Raw genomic sequence first — 17265 nt, forward strand, 5'->3', positions numbered from 1 at the left:
TTTGCGCTTCAGCGCCGCAGCAGGTAGCGCAGCAGTCCGAGGAATGTGGCGGCCCAGGCGGCCAGGGCGATGTAGGTGAGCGCCTGTATGACTGGCAGGAGCACTTGTTGATGCAACAGCGGCAGGACGTTGAACGAGGCGACGCAGAACATGCCCAATGGGAACACCACTGACCAGTTCTGCAGGTCGTAATGGATACCGATGCCATAGCGCACCCGGTGGGTGACGAAGACCAGTATCAGGAACGGAATCCACCAGCAGGCGAAAGCGCCGACAAAGACCGACAGCCCGAGGATGAAGGGCGCGAGGGACTGGATCAGCGCGCTGTCGGCTCCGGCTGTCAGCAGGCGTGCGCCGGCCAGCGTGGAAATCGCCAGGGCGCCCATGTTGATCCAGTAGGAAGGCGATAGCTCACCCGCCTCCAGGTCGAGGAACAGCCAGCGGTAGAGGATCTGCGACATGATCAGCACGTACAGCATGATGCCGATCATGTAGGCCGCCACGCAGACGAACAGGATCAGCTCTGGATCGGCAAAGCGCGTCGCCAGGTAGCTGCCAAGCACACAGATCGAGGCGCTGGACACCGTGCACAGCAGCCAGGTGCCGTTCAGGCCCTGCTCCAGGGTGGGTTTGTGCTGGGTAAGTGTGACGCCGGCGAGCATCGCGTACATGCACAGCAGCCAGAGCGGCCCGGCGAACAACCACAGGGCCTGCGCGATGGCGTGCTGATCGACCAGCACGATGAACTGCACGCCCAGCACGTTTGTACCGGCCACCAGGGTGAGGAAGCCAGGGCCGCGCGCGTGGTGGGTGAGGTCCTGCCACATCCGTCCTGGATAGCGGATCAGCCGATACAGGCTGCACGACAGACACAGCGCGTACTGCAGGATGTTGAGCCAGAACAGGCCGAGTGCCACTGGCTGCAGGCCGATCAGATGGCAGGCCAGGGATACGATACCGGTCGCCATGACCAGCGCGAAGTAGCTGGGTGGAAAGTCCTTGAGCACGGGAAATTCTCCTGGGAGGGGGCTTTCCTATACCGCCATGCGCTCGCGGCGTCCCCGCTCTGGAGCCTTGCCCACAGGTCGGGCAGGCACTTTGCGAAGGAGGCACGGTGTCAGATCAATGCTTCGCTGCGCTGACACCTTCCAGTGTGGCGAAAGAGGTGTCCTTCGCCGTCAGCAGGAAATCGCGCATGAATGGCGCATCCAGCATGTCGGCGCGAATGGCCGCGAACAGCGTGCAGTACAGGCCTTTCTCCCCCAGGCGCTTGGCCGTCACATAGCCCCGCGAGCTGTATTCGTGCAGTGCCCAGTTGGGCAGGCTGCAGACGCCGCGCCCGGACGCCACCAGCTGCATCATCATCACCGTCAGTTCCGAGGTGCGCACCTGAGCCGGCTCGACGTCGGCGGGTTCGAGGAAGCGGGTGAAGATGTCCAGGCGATCACGCTCGATGGGATAGGTGATCAGCGTCAGATTGGCCAGGTCGTCCGGGACGATGAAGGACTTGCCGGCCAGCGCATGGTGGTTATCCACCGCCAGCAGCGCCTCGTAGGTGAACAGCGGCACGTAGGTAATGCCGGCGATCTCCACCGGGTCTGAGGTCACCACCAGGTCCAGGTCGCCGCGGGCCAGCGCCGGGAGAGGGGCGAAGGAGAAGCCGGAGGCGAGGTCCAGCTCCACTTCCGGCCAGGCGTCGCGGAACTGGTCGATGGTCGGCATCAACCACTGGAAGCAGCTGTGGCACTCGATGGCCATGTGCAGGCGACCGGCAGTGCCGCCGGCCAGGCGCGCCAGGTCGCGCTCGGCGCCGCGCAGTTGCGGCAGCACGGCGTCAGCCAGTTGCAGCAGGCGCAGGCCGGCGCTGGTGAAGCGCACCGGCTTGGTCTTGCGGATGAACAGGGACAGGCCGAGGCGTTCCTCCAGTTCCTTGAACTGGTGGGAGAGGGCGGACTGCGTCAGGTGCAGGCGCTCGGCGGCCTCCACCAGGCTGTCGGCTTCGCGCAGGGCATGCAGGGTTTTCAGGTGACGGAGTTCAAGCATGGCGCGACCTCGCCTCACTATGAGGAAATCTTGATAAAACAGCGGAGCAATTGAGCTGGTCTCATGATAAGCCGGCGACTGGCACTTCACCAGCACGCGTTCGCCGGCCCTGATTCACCGGGCTGGTATCACCAGCTCAGGTAGAACATGCCCTTGGCCAGCAGCACGATCAGCACCACGTGGGCGAAGACGCTGTAGTGGATGCGCCGGGAGCGCTGGCCGGTCATCCGCCCCACGCGGAACGAGTACATGGCGAAGATGAAATGCCCCAGGACGCTGGCGGCCAGCAGCAGCTTGAGGCTGAGCAATGTGGCGAAGGGCGATGCCAGGGGGGCGGCCAGCATCGGCGCGTAACGCAGGTGCAGCATGCCCAGGCCGCTGCCGAACAGGGTCAGGATCACCCAGGGCATCACTCGGCGCAGACGACGACCCAGCGCTCCCTCGACCATTTTCATCGCCCGTGCCGGAACATGGCGGTGGACGCTTTCCAGAATCAGCACTTCGAAGAACACCGTACCGACGAACAGGATTGCGGCGAACAGGTGCAGCACCAGCAGAATGGGGTAGGCCATGGCGAAACGTCCGAGCGGGGGCTCCTATCTTCGCGACTGTTGGGGCTGATTGCCCTTGATCCCTGTCATGGGAAGTCGGGAAGGGCCGTCGGTGACCGCTCAGCGCCTTTCATCAAACTGTCACGGACCTGTGGCAGAGCGAGCGACGGAAATTCATCAGAATCGCGCTCAACTGGGGTTTTGCGTTCCGGATTTTCATTCATGCGTGCTTTTCTTCTGGCGGTCGCTCTTTTCTGCGGCCTGTCCTCTCTCTCTTTTGCCGATCGGGCGGTTGCCGCCGATCGCTGCGATGCGCGAGTGCCGACCGAACTGGTCGACCTGGGCGACGTGCGTCTGGCTTACCAGAGTATCGGCCGTCCGCAGGACCCGACGCTGCTGCTGGTCATGGGGCTGGGCGGCCAGCTGATCCACTGGCCGGACGAAGTGGTCGAGGCGCTCTGCCAGCAGGGCTTCCGGGTGATCCGCTACGATAACCGCGATGTCGGGCTGTCTTCGTGGCGCGTTCCTACACCCAGCGGCAACCTGACCTACGAAGTTATCCGCTACCGCCTCGGCTTGCCCGTGAGTGCGCCCTACAGCCTGACCGACATGGCTGGCGATGCCCTGCACCTGCTCGACGCGTTGCATGTCGAGCGCGCCCACGTATTGGGCGCGAGCATGGGCGGGATGATCGCCCAGCATGTGGCCGACATGGCGCCCGACCGTGTGATCAGCCTGACGCTGGTGATGACCAGTTCCGGCGCCGAAGGCCTGCCGGCGCCCAGCGAGTCGCTGCTGCGTCTGCTCGCCCGACGTGAAGCGGCCAGCCGCGAACAGGCCATCGAGCAGCAGGCTGACCTGCTGGCAGCCCTCGGCAGCCCGGAAGTGCGCGACGATCGTCAGCAATTGCTGCAGCAGGCGGCGCGTTCCTACGACCGTGCCTTCAACCCTGAAGGCGTGCAACGGCAGATGCTGGCGATCCTCGCCGAACCGAGCCGCGTGGAACTGCTCAACCGCCTGAATGTGCCAACCCTGGTGGTCCATGGCACCGCCGACCCGCTGCTGCCGGTCATGCATGGTGTGCACGTGGCGGCGCACATCCGCGGCTCGGTGCTCAAGCTGATTCCCGGCATGGCGCATCGCTTCCAGGAAGACTTCAAGGAACCGCTGCTGGGCGCGGTGCTGCCTTACCTGCGCGAGCACCAGGGCGGCGGGCACGTCGCCCAGCTCTGAGACGAGGCATCACCGGCAAGGGTTCAGTGCAGGCGCACCCAGACGAACACCAGCAGCGAGGCCGCTACCAGCCAGGCCAGCGCGGCCATCGCCAGCGACAACTCCAGACGCAGGCGATCCACCATCAGGTAGAGCGCGGCGAGGTAGACGAAGTAGGGGATGATCGACCACATGCCGAACAGGATGGTGGTTTTCAGGTCGTCCAGCGAACGGCTCTTGCCGACGATGTAGTGGGCGATCAGGGCGAAGGTGGGGAACAGCGGCACCAGACCGGCGATGTAGTAATTGCGCGTCTTCGACAGCACGGCGAGGATCAGCACCACGCCGGCGCCGATAGTTGCCTTGAGGATCAGGTCCACGTCGTTCCCTTATGCGGCGACGCCACCGGGGCGGTGGCGTCGGGGGATGGTTGGTGGATTATCCGCGAGACGGGCTTCCCGCTCCAATTCGACGTTCAGGCAACCTGCGTACTCGGTTCCAGTGGACTTTCGCTGCCGAGGAATTGTTCCAGACGTTCCCGCTGCCGGGCATTGAGGAACAGGCCGAGCTTGGTACGGCGCCAGAGGATGTCATCGGCGTCGCGCGCCCACTCCTCGTGGACCAGATATTCCACTTCCCGTGCATAGAGCCCGGCGCCCAGGTGTTCGCCCAGCTCGCTGAGGTTGTGCGCGCCGTCCAGCAGTGTCCAGATGCGGCTGCCGTAGGTGCTGGCCCAACGGCGGGCGAGGGCAGGGTCGAGCTGGCGCAGGCGATCCATCAACTGAATGGCCAGGTCTTCCACCGTGGTCATCGCCTCGCCGCCGGGTAGCGGGGCGTCGGCGGTCCAGCGTGGTTTCATCACGCCGGCAAAATGCGGGGCCAGCTGCTCCAGCGCGGCTTCGGCGAGCTTGCGGTAGGTGGTCAGCTTGCCGCCGAACACCGACAGCAGCGGCGCTTCGCCGGGGGTGTTGTCCAGCGCCAGGGTGTAGTCGCGGGTCACGGCCGAAGGATCGTCGGATTCGTCGTCGCACAGCGGGCGCACGCCGGAGAAGCTGCGCAGGATGTCCTGGCGGTCCAGCTGGCGCTTGAAGTGGGCGTTGACCACGTTGAGCAGGTAGTCGGTCTCTTCGTCGCTGATGCTGATCTTCGCCGGGTCGCCCTGGTATTCGCGGTCGGTGGTGCCGATCAGGGTGAACTGGCGCAGGTAGGGGATGGCGAAGACGATGCGCCGGTCCTCGTTCTGCAGGATGTAGGCGTGCTCGCCTTCGTACAGGCGCGGCACGATCAGGTGGCTGCCCTGGATCAGGCGGATGCCGTAGGGCGGCTTCTGCCGCAACTCTTCGCGCAGGAATCGGTCGACCCACGGGCCGGCGGCGTTGACCAGCGCGCGGGCGCGTACCGAATACAGGCTGCCGTCGCGGCGCTCGAGGTGGAGGTGCCACAGCCCCTTGCTGCGGCGGGCGCTGACGCAGCGGGTGCGCGGATGGATGTGGGCGCCGTTCTCGCGGGCGGACATGGCGTTGAGCACCACCAGGCGCGCGTCGTCCACCGAGCAGTCGGAGTATTCGAAACCGCGAGTGATCTCGGCCTTCAGCGGGCTGTCGAGGCCGAAGCGCAGGCCGCGGGAGGCCGGCAGCTTCTCGCGCTTGCCCAGGTGGTCATAGAGGAACAGGCCGGCGCGGATCATCCACGCCGGGCGCAGATGCGGACGGTGCGGCAGCACGAAGCGCAGCGGGTGGACGATGTGCGGCGCCTTGGCCAGCAGCACTTCGCGCTCGGCGAGGGCTTCTCGGACCAGGCGGAATTCGTAGTGCTCCAGGTAGCGCAGGCCGCCGTGGATCAGCTTGCTGCTGGCGGAGGAGGTGTGGGCGGCGAGGTCGTGCTGTTCGCAAAGGAACACCGACAGCCCGCGACCGGCGGCGTCTGCCGCGATCCCCGCGCCATTGATACCGCCACCGATGACGGCCACGTCATAGACTTCGGCCAGGGGCGCGTGGCGCTTGCTGGTTGGGTTCATGGGGGCCGCCTTGGGGATTGAAAGTGAATCTTTTGATGTTCGTTTTCGAAAATATCCTAGTTCAGTGAATGAAATATGACCAGCCCTGAGCGCGAATTCGCGCAGGCATTCGTCTGAATGTTCGAAAGTGAAGGCGGTGAGTGCGGCTCAGACCAGTTCCAGCTGGACCTTGTGCTGCTGCATCAGGCGCACCACGACGGTGGGCGGCGGGCTGTCGGTGAACACCCGGCTGACCAGGGAGATCGGGCCCAGGCGCACCACGGCGTTGCGCCCGAACTTGCTGGAGTCGGCGGCGAGGAAGACCTGTCGGGCGTTGTCGATGAGGGCGCGGGAGACGCGCACTTCCTGATAATCGAAGTCCAGCAGGCTGCCGTCTTCGTCGATGCCGCTGATACCGACCACGGCGAAGTCGACGCGGAACTGCTCGATGAAGTCTACCGCTGCCTGGCCGACCACGCCGCCGTCGGCGCGCACGGTACCGCCGGCGATCAGCACTTCGAAGTCGTCCTTGCCGGCGAGGATGCTGGCGACGTGCAGGTTGTTGGTGATGACCTTGAGGTTCTGGTGGCCGAGCAGGGCGCGGGCGATGGCTTCAGTGGTGGTGCCGATGTTGATGAACAGCGAGGCGTTGTCCGGGATGTGCGCGGCGATGGCGTCGGCGATGCGTTGCTTCTCGTCGCGCATCTGGTCGGCGCGGGTGTTGTAGGCGGTGTTCTCGATGCTCGAGTCCCAGGCCGCGCCGCCGTGGTAGCGACGCAGCAGGTTCTGTTCGGCGAGTTGGTTGATGTCGCGGCGGATGGTCTGCGGGGTGACGGCGAACTGCTGGGCCAGCTCCTCGATGCTCAGGTAGCCGCGTTCGCGGACCAGGTCGAGGATGCTTTGCTGTCGAGGGGGCAGGTTCATGCGGTGCGCTCGTGCGGACGGGCCGGGAGGGCAAGGATGCCGTACCGCGGCCTCTCTGTCATGCCAGGCGGGTTCGGCGCGGGCGCTTTCCCTCTCCCTAACCCTCTCCCTGAAGGGAGAGGGGACTGAGCGGCATCAAGCGGAGCACCAAGCTGGCCGGTCACTCCGAACGGCTTCCTCTCCCTTCTGGGAGAGGGCGGGGGAGAGGACTGTGCTTCGCTCAGGAATTTCCCTGGTCCGTAGGATGGGTGGAGCTTGCGATACCCATCAGCGCTGCTCGCACGGTCATCGATGGGTATCGCTTCGCTCCACACCATCCTACGGTGCCGGCAATGCGTTCAGTCTTCGGCCGCCCAGCCGCGCGTTCGCTCCACGGCCTTCTTCCAGCCCTTGTACAACCGCGCGCGCTCAGTCTCGTCGCAGGCCGGCTGGAACACTCGCTCGATCACCGCCTTGTTCTTCAGTTCGTCCAGGCCGCCCCAGAAGCCGCAGGCCAGGCCCGCCAGCACGGCGGCGCCGAGGGCGGTGGTCTCGCGCATCTGCGGGCGCTCCACCGGGGTGCCGAGGATGTCGGCCTGGAACTGCATGAGGAAGTTGTTGGCCACCGCGCCGCCGTCCACGCGCAGGGCGCGCAGCGGTTCGCCGGCGTCCTGCTGCATGGCATCAAGCACGTCGCGGGTCTGGTAGGCGATGGATTCCAGGGTGGCGCGGATCAGGTGGTCGGCCTTCACCCCGCGGGTCAGGCCGAACAGCGCGCCGCGGGCATAAGGGTCCCAGTAGGGCGCGCCAAGGCCGGTGAAGGCGGGGACCAAGTAGACGCCATTGCTGTCTTTCACCTTGGTAGCGAAGTATTCGGAGTCGTGGGCGTCGTTGATCACCTTGAGCTCGTCGCGCAGCCACTGCACGGTGGAGCCGCCGTTGAACACCGCGCCCTCCAGCGCATAGGCGACTTCGCCGTGCGGGCCGCAGGCGATGGTGGTGAGCAGGCCGTGGGTGGATTTCACCGCGTTGGCCCCGGTGTTCATCAGCAGGAAGCAGCCGGTGCCGTAGGTGTTCTTCGCCTGGCCCGGCTCCACGCACATCTGGCCGAACAACGCGGCCTGCTGGTCGCCGGCGATCCCGGCAATCGGCGTGCGATGCACACCGAGGCCGCCGACCTTGGCATGCCCGTAGACCTCCGAAGACGGACGAACCTGCGGCAGCATGGCGCGCGGCACACCCAGCGCAGCCAGCAGGCGCTCGTCCCAGTCGCGCTTGTGGATATCGAACATCAGGGTGCGCGAGGCGTTGGTGTAGTCGGTGACGTGCACTTCCCCTTCGGTGAGTTTCCAGATCAGCCAGCTGTCGACAGTGCCGAACAGCAGTTCGCCACGTTGAGCGCGTTCGCGGGCGCCGTCGACGTTATCGAGGATCCATTTGAGCTTGGTACCGGAGAAGTAGGGGTCGACGACCAGCCCGGTGGTGTCGCGGATGTGCTGTTCCAGGCCGTCACGCTTGAGTTGTTCGCAGATGGCCGCGCTGCGCCGGCATTGCCAGACGATGGCGTTGTGGATCGGCCGGCCGGTGGCCTTGTCCCATACCAGGGTGGTCTCGCGTTGATTGGTAATGCCGATGGCGGCGACCTCGCCGAAGCCGATGTTGGCCTGGGCCAGGGCTTCCACCAGGGTCGAGCTCTGGGTCGCCCAGATTTCCATCGGGTCGTGCTCGACCCAGCCTGGCTGCGGGTAGATCTGCGCGAACTCGCGCTGGGCCGTGCTGACCACGTTGGCGTCATGGTCGAAGACGATGGCGCGCGAGCTGGTGGTGCCCTGGTCGAGGGCGACGACGTATTTCTTGTTCTTCGAATCGGTCATGCGGGCGGCCTTGTGCGGATTCCGTTCGGCAGTCCCGGCCGCGTGGGCCGGAAGGTGAATGGCGCAGACCATACGGGATTCGTCCACGTCGGTGAAGCGAACACCGTGCAGTGCAGCACGCCTTGGCTTACTGTTATGCGCTGGAAAGCCGCTTGCGAGAAGCCCGCCGATCATGACCCCCGCCATCGACCTGCTGAAGAAGAACCGTGCCGAACACCACGTGCTGAGCTACGAGCACGACCCGAAGGCGCCGTCCTACGGGTTGGAGGCCGCTGAGAAGCTCAACCTCGACCCGGCGCGGGTATTCAAGACCCTGCTGGCGGCCAGCGAGAAGGGCGAACTGCTGGTGGCGGTGGTGCCGGTGGTGGGCAGCCTGGACCTCAAGGCGCTGGCGCATGCGGCGGGCGTGAAGAAGGCCGACATGGCCGACCCCAACGCCGCGCAGCGTGCCACCGGTTACCTGGTCGGCGGCATCAGCCCGCTGGGGCAGAAGAAGCGCCTGCGCACCTTCATCGACGAGTCCGCCCAGGGCTTCCCGACCATCCATGTCAGCGCTGGCCGACGCGGTCTGGAAGTGGAACTGAGCGCCGAGACCCTGGCTGGGTTGACCTCGGCGAAGTTCGCGCCCATCGGGCGCCCCTGATCGCTCGCCCCCAGGGACTGTGTGGTCCCTACTGTACGGTTCGCCGCCCGTCGGCTTCTGTCATGCTCGGCCATCACTACAAGGAGATCGCCATGCTGCTCGACTTCCACCAGGTGGACGCCTTCACCGACCGTCCCTTCGCCGGCAACCCGGCCATGGTCTACCGCCTCGACGCGTGGCTGAGCGATGAGCTGATGCAGAAGATCGCGGCCGAGCACAATCTGTCGGAGACCGCCTTCCTGGTAAAAGAGCCTGAGGGATGGCGCATCCGCTGGTTCACCCCGACCGCCGAAGTGCCGCTGTGCGGCCACGCCACCCTGGCCAGTGCCCATGTGCTGTTCGAGGTGTTCGATGAGCCGGGCGAAGTGCTGGAACTCAACTCCTTGTCCGGCCCGCTGCGCGTGAGCCGCGAGGATGGCCGGCTGGCACTGAACTTCCCGGCTCAGCCGCCGAGTGAAACGGGCGCTACCGTGGAGTTGGCCAGCGCACTGGGCGTGGATGTGGTGGACGCCTTGAGCAACGCCTCGCACCTGCTAGCGCTGCTGGAGTCCGAGCAGGCCGTGCGCGACTGCAAGCCGGACTTTGCCGCCCTGGCGCGCCTGCCTTACCTGGGGGTGATCGTCACCGCGCGCAGCGATGACTACGACTTCGTCTCGCGCTTCTTCGCCCCGGCCATCGGCCTCAACGAAGACCCGGTGACCGGCGCTGCCCACTGCAGCCTGATTCCCTACTGGTCGGGCCGCCTGAACAAGCTGCAGATGCGCGCCTTCCAGTGCTCCGCGCGCGGCGGCGAGCTGTGGTGCCGCCTGGAGGACGACCGCGTGAGCATCGCCGGGTACGCGCGCCTGGTGGCCAGCGGTCGTCTGCTGGTTGTTTGATCTGTGACCGGGGGCCATGCCGTCCCCCGGCGTACCCTTGCCTTCACTCACGGCCTCGCCGCACCTGCGCGGCGCGTCCGAAAGGAGGCAAATCCATGGCAATCCTGCTCATCGCTGACTATCAATCTACCGGCGCCCCCGCGGCTCTCACTCCGGCGACCCTGAGCGCCCTGACGGCTGCGAGACAAATCGGCGGCGAGGTCCATCTGCTGCTGGCTGGCAGCGATCTCGGTGATCTGGCCGAGCGCGCTTGCTGCCTCGACGGTGTGGCGCGGGTCCTGCTCGCGGACGATACGACCTATGACCACCTGCTGGCGGAAAACCTGTCCGCGCTGGTCGTCAGCCTGGCGCCGCACTACTCGCATATCCTCGCGCCGGCCACTGCCGTCGGCCGTGACTGCCTGCCACGGATCGCCGCGCTGCTGGATGTCGATGCAGTGTCGGACGTCATCGCCGTGCTCGACCGCGACACCTTCCAGCGCCCGATCTACGCCGGCAACGCTATCGCGACAGTGCGCTGCGACGGGCCGGTGATCGTGTTGGGCATCCGTCCCACGGCATTCGATCCCGTCGCAACCGAGGGCGGCAGCGCCGTGCTCGAACGCATTGGCGGGCCGGGCGATCTTGGCCTGTCGCGTTGGCAGGGCGAGGAGCACCCGGACTTCGAGCGTCCTGCCCTGGAGTCGGCGAAAGTCATTGTCGCTGGCGGGCGCGGATTGCAGACGCAGGAGGGTTTCGCCGCGCTCTATCCGCTGGCAGATCGGTTGCAGGGCGCCGTGGGCGCGTCACTGGCGGCGGTGGATGCGGGTTTCGCACCGGCGGAGCTGCAGATAGGCCAGTCCGGGCGTATCGTCGCGCCGGAGCTTTACCTGGCCGTGGGGATTTCCGGCGCCGTGCAGCATGTGGCGGGCATGAAGGACGCCAAGGTCATTGCCGCGATCAACCTCGACCCGGATGCACCGATCTTCGAGATAGCCGACTACGGCCTGCAGGGCGACCTGTTCGAGTTGCTGCCGGAGCTTGAGAGGGCGCTCGGCTAGAGCGCCACGCTGCCCTGGGCGGGGAACAGCACCAGATGCTCGGCGGCCACCCCGATGGCCACTTCGTCGCCCGGCTGATGGTCGGCGTGACTGGGGAAGAGGGATTCCAGCTGGGTGCCGGTAGGCAATTGCAGGCGGTACAGGGTGGCGGCGCCGAGGAACGACTTGCCGACAATCCGTGCCTTCAGCGCGCCCTCGGCGGCTGGCACCAGGTCGTCCGGGCGTAGCAGCACATCCACCGCGCTGCCGTCCGGCAGGCTGTAGGCGCGGTTGCCGCGCAGCAGGCCGAGTTCGGTTTGCACTGCATCACTGCCGCACATCTGTCCGCGAATGAAATAGCCCTGGCCGACAAAGCTGGCGACGAAGGGCGTCTGCGGCTCGTGGTAGAGATTGAACGGGGTGTCCCACTGTTCCAGCAGGCCGTTGCGGAACACGCCGACGTGGTCGCTGACGGCGAAGGCCTCTTCCTGATCGTGGGTTACGAGGATGGCACTGGTACCGCGTGCCTTGAGGATGTCGCGCACTTCGTGGCTGAGCTGGCGGCGCAGTTCCACGTCGAGGTTGGAGAAGGGTTCGTCGAGCAGCAGCAATTGCGGCTGCGGCGCCAGCGCGCGGGCCAGGGCCACGCGTTGCTGCTGGCCGCCGGAGAGCTCGTGGGGGAAGCGCTGGCCGAGGCCGTCGAGTTTCACCAGCTCCAGCAGCTCGCCGACGATGCGCTCACGCTCGGGATGCTTGCGGATGCCGAAGGCGATGTTGTCGGCCACCGACAGGTGTGGGAACAGCGCGTAGTCCTGGAACACCATGCCGATCCGGCGTTTCTCCGGCGACAGGGTGAAGCCGGGACGGGAGATGACTTCGCCACCCAGCTCGATGCGGCCGCCCTGCACCGGCTCGAAACCGGCGATGGCGCGCAGGGTGGTGGTCTTGCCGCAGCCCGAGGGACCGAGCAAGCAGCCGATGTCGCCGGCGTTCAGGTGCAGGCTGACGCCTTGCACCACACGCTGCTGTTCATAGCCACAGGAAAGATCGTCGAGATTGAGCAGCAGCGTCTGGGTCATCGGACTCGAAGTGGGGCTTAGGCGTAGTGCGCGTGCTCGACCAGCATCTCGAGCAGTGCCTTCTGGGCGTGGAGACGGTTTTCCGCCTGGTCCCAGGCCACGGAGCGCGCGTCGTCCAGCAGGTCTTCGCTGATCTCTTCGCCACGGTGGGCCGGCAGGCAGTGCATGAATAGTACATCCGCCGCCGCGCCATCGAGCAGCGCACGTGTTACCTGATATGGCTGGAACAGGCGCAGGCGTGCGGCTGCTTCGTCTTCCTGGCCCATCGAGGCCCAGACGTCGGTGCTCACCAGGTGCGCGCCGGCCACCGCCTCGCGTGGGTCGCGGAAGATCTTCACGCGCTCGCCGGCCTGTTCCATCAGCGCGGCGTTCGGCTCGTAGCCTTCCGGGCAGGCCACGTTCAGTTGGAAGTCGAAGCGGATCGCCGCCTCGATGTAGCTGTTGCACATGTTGTTGCCGTCGCCGATCCAGCTCACGGTCTTGCCGGCGATGCTGCCACGGTGTTCGTGGAAGGTCTGCATGTCGGCCAGTAGCTGACAGGGGTGCAGGTCATCCGACAGGCCGTTGATCACCGGCACGCGGGAGTTCTCGGAGAACTCGATCAGGTTGCTGTGGGCGAAGGTGCGGATCATCACCGCATCGACCATCCGCGACATCACCCGCGCGGCGTCGGCGATCGGCTCGCCACGGCCCAGCTGGGTGTCGCGGGGGGAGAGGAAGATGGCCTGGCCGCCGAGCTGGATCATGCCGGCTTCGAAGGAAATCCGCGTCCGGGTCGAGGCCTTCTCGAAGATCATGCCCAGCACGCGGTTCTTCAGCGGTTCGTAGAGCACGCCTCGGTCTCGCAGGTCCTTCAGCTCGGTGGCGCGGCGGATCAGACCGAGCAGTTCTTCGGTCGTGTAATCCAGCATCGAGAGGAAGTGACGTGCGCTCATGGTTCGTACCTACTACTTATTCTCAGAATCAGGCCGAGGTACCGACCGGCTTTCGTGAGAAAAAACGGGCTGAACCTGCGGCGGGACCGCATGGAGCGGAAAATGGGGGAAGGCGCGATCCTATAAGGAAATGTCACGTCGACGCAAGTTTCGCCCGGAAGGCCCGTCGGGCGGGGTTTGTCCATGGTCGTTCCTGATGCCCGCAGATTCACCCGACGGAAGCTGGTGGTGCTTCGCCGGGACTGGATTCATAGTGCTTTCGACCCCGCGACCGGCCCCATGAGGCGCCGGCGACAACAATAACGAGGCGAGCCATGAGCAAGACCCTCCACCACCGTGCGTGCCACCTGTGCGAGGCCATCTGCGGCCTGACCATCGAGACCGAGGACGAGCGCATCCTCTCGATCAAGGGCGATGCCCTGGACAGCTTCAGCCGCGGCCACGTCTGCCCCAAGGCGGTGGCGTTGCAGGACATCCAGAACGACCCGGACCGCCTGCGCCAGCCGGTGCGCCGCGTCGGCAACGAGTGGCAGCCGATCGGCTGGGACGAGGCTTTCGAGCTGGTCGCCACGCGCCTGGCGGAGATTCGCGAGCGCCATGGCAACGACGCGGTGGCCGTGTACCAGGGCAACCCCAGCGTGCACAACTACGGGCTGATGACCCATAGCAATTACTTCCTCGGCCAGCTGAAGACCCGCAACCGGTACTCGGCGACGTCGGTGGACCAGCTGCCGCACCATCTGGTCAGCCAGCAGATGTTCGGCCACGGCCTGCTGATCCCGATTCCCGACATCGACCACACCGATTTCATGTTGATCCTGGGCGGCAACCCGCTGGCTTCCAACGGCAGCATCATGACCGTGCCTGACGTGGAGAAACGCCTGAAGGCGCTGAAGGCGCGCGGCGGCAGGCTGGTCGTGGTCGACCCGCGCCGCACCGAGACGGCGGCGCTGGCGGACCAGCACCTGTTCGTCCGCCCTGGCGAAGATGCAGCCTTGTTGCTGGGCATCCTCGACACGCTGCTCAACGAAGGGCTGACCCGCGAAACCTCCCTGCCGGTCACCGGCCTGGATGCGGTCCGCGAGGCCTTGGCACCTTTCAAGTTGGCGGCCATGGCGACGCGCTGTGGCGTGCCGGCGGAAGACATCCGCCAACTGGCGCGGGCTTTCGCCGCTGCCGACAAGGCGGTCTGCTATGGACGCATGGGTGTCTCCACGCAGGTATTCGGCAGCCTGTGCCAGTGGCTGGTGCAGCTGATCAACCTGGTTACCGGCAACCTCGACCGCGTCGGCGGCACCTTGTGCACCACGCCGGCCGTGGACCTTGTGGCGACTACCGCGGGCGGCGCGTTCAACCGCTGGCAGAGCCGCGTATCTGGCCTGCCGGAGTACGGCGGCGAGCTGCCGGTGGCGGCGCTGGCCGGGGAGATGCTGACCGAAGGGGAAGGGCAGGTGCGCGCTCTGGTGACGGTGGCGGGCAACCCGGTGCTGTCCACGCCCAATGGCCGCCGCCTCGAGCAGGCGCTGGATGGCCTGGAGTTCATGCTCAGCGTCGACCTCTACATCAACGAGACGACCCGCTACGCCGACCTGATCCTGCCTCCCACCGCGCCCCTGGAGCACGATCACTACGACACCACCTTCAACGTCTTCGCGGTGCGCAATGTCACGCGCTTCAACGAGGCGATCCTGCCCAAACCCGAAGGCGCTCTGCACGACTGGGAGATCTTCGTCGGCCTGGCCAAGGCCTACGCCGCGCGCCAAGGCAGCGAGCTCAAGCCGACCATGGCGCCGGAGCAGATGATCGAGATGGGCCTGCGCTTCGGCCCCTACGGCGACGCCAGCGAGCACAAGCTCAACCTGGCGCGGCTGCGCGAACACCCCCATGGGCTGGACCTGGGCCCGCTGCAGCCGAACCTGGCGCCGCGATTGAAGACCGCCAGCCGCAGCATCGAAGCGGCACCGGAGATATTCCTGGGTGACCTGCGTCGCTTCGCCGACACCCAGACGCCGGCCATCGATCAACTGCTGCTGATCGGTCGTCGCCATGTGCGCAGCAACAATTCCTGGATGCACAACTATCACCGCCTGGTGAAGGGCAAACCGCGCCATCAGTTGCTGATGCACCCGCAGGACCTGGCTTCGCGCGGGCTGGTGGACGGGCAGAAGGTGCGGGTGCGTTCGCGGGTCGGCAGCATCGAGATCGAAGTGGCTGCCAGCGACGAAGTCATGGCCGGCGTGGTCAGCCTGCCGCACGGCTGGGGCCACGGGCGACCGGGGGTGCAGCTGGCCATCGCCCGCGAGCAGGGCGGTGCCAGCGCCAACGACCTGACGGATGAACGCCACCTGGATGCGCTCTCCGGCAACACAGCGCTCAACGGGGTACCGGTGGAGGTCGAGGCGGCCTGACAAGCTGACGCGCGTCACCTGCAAAGCCGAGCGTTGCACTCGGCTTTGCAGTACAATGCGCGGTACCGTGCCGGCCTATGCCCTGAGAGGCGACTGCCGGGTCAGTGTCTGATAGTTAAGCCGAGGAAGTTCATGGATATCATCGATACCATCAAAGAGCAGATCTCCAGCAACCCCGTTCTGCTGTACATGAAGGGTTCGCCGAACGCTCCCCAGTGCGGTTTCTCGTCCCGCGCCGCGCAGGTGCTGATGGCTTGTGGCGAGAAGTTCGCCTATGTCGACATCCTGCAGAACCCGGAAATCCGCGCCAACCTGCCCAAATACGCCAACTGGCCGACCTTCCCGCAACTGTGGGTCGGCGGCGAGCTGGTCGGCGGCAGCGACATCCTGGCCGAGATGTTCGAGAAGGGTGAGCTGCAACCGCTGATCAAGGACGCCGTGAGCAAGGCCAACGCCTGAGCCTTTCGTGCTGCCGCACAAAGCCCCGCCTTGGCGGGGCTTTGTTTTTGGGAAGAAATAAATGATGACTGAACAGACGCGGGCCAATGCCGCGCGCTGGGCGTGCGGATACTGCTTCGCCATGGGCGGGATGGTCCATGGCAGCGTGATGGGGCGGGTTCCGGCCCTCAAGAGCATGACCGGGGTGGACGAGCAGCAACTGGGCCAGGCCCTGCTGGGCGCGGGCTTCGGCGCGCTGCTGGCGTTTGCCTTTGCCGGCGCGCTGGTGCGCCGCTACGGCAGCCGGGCGATCACGGTGATGTCGGGGCTGGCGCTGATGGCGACCTTCCCACTGCTTGGGCTGGCGCAGGACGTCTGGGTCCTGGCGGCGGGCTTTCTCGCCGTCGGCCTGACTTTCGCGACCATGGACGTGGCGATGAACACCCAGGCGGTGGAAGTCGAGCGGCGCCTCGGCCGCCCGTGTATCTCCAGCCTGCACGGCATGTACAGCCTGGGCGGCCTGGTCGGCGCTGTCGGGGCGGCGGCCTTCGCCGACCTGCCGCCGATCTGGCACTTCAGCCTGCTGGCGCTGATCGCCGTGGCGATCCTGCCGCTCTTCGCCCGCCATCTATTCGAGGGCCGTCCGGAACCCATGGAGGAGGAGGCGCCAGCCCAACGTGGCTGGCGCCTGCCGCCACCGGCACTGATCGGGCTGGGTCTGCTGACTCTCTGCGCATTCGTTTCCGAAGGGGCGGTCGCCGACTGGGGCGCCTTGCTGCTGCACCAGGTATTGGGTGCGTCCGAACGCCTGGCGGCACTGGGCTTTGCGGCGTTCTCCGCGACCATGGTGCTGGGGCGGTTGTTCGGTGATCGCTTGCGCGTTCGCTTCGCCGACGAGGCGCTGGTGCGCAACCTCGCACTGCTTGCGATTGCGGGCATGCTGCTGGCGTTGTTCAGCCCTTGGGTGGCCGGAGCGATTGCCGGATTCGCCCTGGTGGGCGCGGGGCTGTCGGTGGTAGTGCCGATCCTGATCGGCGCGGCGGGCAATCGGCCAGGGGTCGAGCCTTCGCGCGGCGTGGCGGCGGTGGCGTCGTTCGGTTATGGCGGCTTGCTGCTGGGCCCGCCCCTGATCGGCTTCCTCGCCGAGCATGTGGGCCTGCGCCTGTCGCTGCTGGTGGTGATCGGGCTGTGCGCGGGCCTGGTGTTCAAGGCCGGACTGGTGCGCCGTCCGCCGAAGGCGAACGTCTAGAAGGGAAGGGCACCGGCGTCCACAACTGCGCCGGTGC

At 66.2% G+C, this 17265-nt stretch carries 16 protein-coding genes; 7 read left to right on the forward strand and 9 right to left on the reverse strand.

Going from position 1 to position 17265, the window contains the following annotated elements:
• Window positions 1–8 precede the first annotated feature (8 nt).
• The 3 genes from FAS41_RS06040 to FAS41_RS06050 form a co-directional block, all read right to left on the reverse strand.
• Complete coding sequence (locus FAS41_RS06040) at window positions 9–1007, reverse strand: tellurite resistance/C4-dicarboxylate transporter family protein (protein WP_138520708.1); 999 nt, start codon at window positions 1005–1007, stop codon at window positions 9–11.
• A gap of 115 nt (window positions 1008–1122) precedes the next feature.
• On the reverse strand, window positions 1123–2043 hold the full coding sequence (gene metR / locus FAS41_RS06045; RefSeq protein ID WP_138520709.1) for a transcriptional regulator MetR: 921 nt from the start codon (window positions 2041–2043) through the stop codon (window positions 1123–1125).
• A gap of 128 nt (window positions 2044–2171) precedes the next feature.
• Window positions 2172–2615: a CopD family copper resistance protein gene (locus tag FAS41_RS06050; RefSeq protein WP_138520710.1), complete on the reverse strand. Its 444-nt coding sequence runs from the start codon at window positions 2613–2615 to the stop codon at window positions 2172–2174.
• A gap of 201 nt (window positions 2616–2816) precedes the next feature.
• Here FAS41_RS06050 and FAS41_RS06055 point away from each other — a divergent pair, with 201 nt between their 5' ends.
• Window positions 2817–3827, forward strand: a complete 1011-nt coding sequence (locus FAS41_RS06055) for an alpha/beta fold hydrolase (protein WP_138520711.1) — start codon at window positions 2817–2819, stop codon at window positions 3825–3827.
• 23 nt (window positions 3828–3850) lie between these two features.
• On the opposite strand, the gene FAS41_RS06060 is transcribed toward FAS41_RS06055, so the two are convergent.
• From FAS41_RS06060 to glpK, 4 genes are all read right to left on the reverse strand, one after another.
• Window positions 3851–4177 carry a GlpM family protein gene (locus FAS41_RS06060; protein ID WP_171049451.1) on the reverse strand — a complete coding sequence of 109 codons (327 nt, stop codon included), beginning with the start codon at window positions 4175–4177 and terminating at the stop codon, window positions 3851–3853.
• Between the two features lie 104 nt (window positions 4178–4281).
• Window positions 4282–5823: a glycerol-3-phosphate dehydrogenase gene (glpD, locus tag FAS41_RS06065; RefSeq protein WP_138520713.1), complete on the reverse strand. Its 1542-nt coding sequence runs from the start codon at window positions 5821–5823 to the stop codon at window positions 4282–4284.
• A gap of 147 nt (window positions 5824–5970) precedes the next feature.
• Entirely contained in the window at window positions 5971–6726 is a 756-nt protein-coding gene (locus FAS41_RS06070; protein ID WP_138520714.1) for a DeoR/GlpR family transcriptional regulator, read from the reverse strand.
• Window positions 6727–7064: 338 nt separating this feature from the next.
• Window positions 7065–8579, reverse strand: a complete 1515-nt coding sequence (glpK, locus tag FAS41_RS06075) for a glycerol kinase GlpK (protein WP_138520715.1) — start codon at window positions 8577–8579, stop codon at window positions 7065–7067.
• 172 nt (window positions 8580–8751) lie between these two features.
• Between glpK and ybaK the strand changes: the two genes are divergently transcribed.
• From ybaK to FAS41_RS06090, 3 genes are all read left to right on the forward strand, one after another.
• Window positions 8752–9222 carry a Cys-tRNA(Pro) deacylase gene (gene ybaK, locus FAS41_RS06080; protein ID WP_081517701.1) on the forward strand — a complete coding sequence of 157 codons (471 nt, stop codon included), beginning with the start codon at window positions 8752–8754 and terminating at the stop codon, window positions 9220–9222.
• A 92-nt stretch (window positions 9223–9314) separates the two neighbouring features.
• Window positions 9315–10100: a PhzF family phenazine biosynthesis protein gene (locus tag FAS41_RS06085; protein ID WP_138520855.1), complete on the forward strand. Its 786-nt coding sequence runs from the start codon at window positions 9315–9317 to the stop codon at window positions 10098–10100.
• A gap of 95 nt (window positions 10101–10195) precedes the next feature.
• Window positions 10196–11140, forward strand: coding sequence for an electron transfer flavoprotein subunit alpha/FixB family protein (locus tag FAS41_RS06090; RefSeq protein WP_138520716.1), 945 nt, complete (start codon window positions 10196–10198; stop codon window positions 11138–11140).
• Here FAS41_RS06090 and FAS41_RS06095 read toward each other — a convergent pair.
• Both FAS41_RS06095 and argF read right to left on the reverse strand, forming a co-directional pair.
• Window positions 11137–12198, reverse strand: a complete 1062-nt coding sequence (locus tag FAS41_RS06095) for an ABC transporter ATP-binding protein (protein WP_138520717.1) — start codon at window positions 12196–12198, stop codon at window positions 11137–11139. The two genes, FAS41_RS06090 and FAS41_RS06095, sit on opposite strands and share 4 nt — an antisense overlap.
• 17 nt (window positions 12199–12215) lie before the next feature.
• Entirely contained in the window at window positions 12216–13133 is a 918-nt protein-coding gene (argF, locus tag FAS41_RS06100) for an ornithine carbamoyltransferase (protein ID WP_138520718.1), read from the reverse strand.
• A gap of 314 nt (window positions 13134–13447) precedes the next feature.
• Between argF and FAS41_RS06105 the strand changes: the two genes are divergently transcribed.
• The 3 genes from FAS41_RS06105 to FAS41_RS06115 all read left to right on the forward strand — a co-directional run bounded on the left by FAS41_RS06105 (window position 13448) and on the right by FAS41_RS06115 (window position 17228).
• On the forward strand, window positions 13448–15541 hold the full coding sequence (locus tag FAS41_RS06105; protein WP_138520719.1) for a molybdopterin oxidoreductase family protein: 2094 nt from the start codon (window positions 13448–13450) through the stop codon (window positions 15539–15541).
• A 132-nt stretch (window positions 15542–15673) separates the two neighbouring features.
• Window positions 15674–16000, forward strand: a complete 327-nt coding sequence (grxD, locus tag FAS41_RS06110) for a Grx4 family monothiol glutaredoxin (RefSeq protein ID WP_017521010.1) — start codon at window positions 15674–15676, stop codon at window positions 15998–16000.
• Between the two features lie 64 nt (window positions 16001–16064).
• Window positions 16065–17228: an MFS transporter gene (locus FAS41_RS06115; RefSeq protein WP_138520720.1), complete on the forward strand. Its 1164-nt coding sequence runs from the start codon at window positions 16065–16067 to the stop codon at window positions 17226–17228.
• Window positions 17229–17265 lie beyond the last annotated feature (37 nt).

This window comes from Pseudomonas nicosulfuronedens (assembly GCF_005877905.1).
GTDB lineage: Bacteria > Pseudomonadota > Gammaproteobacteria > Pseudomonadales > Pseudomonadaceae > Pseudomonas > Pseudomonas nicosulfuronedens.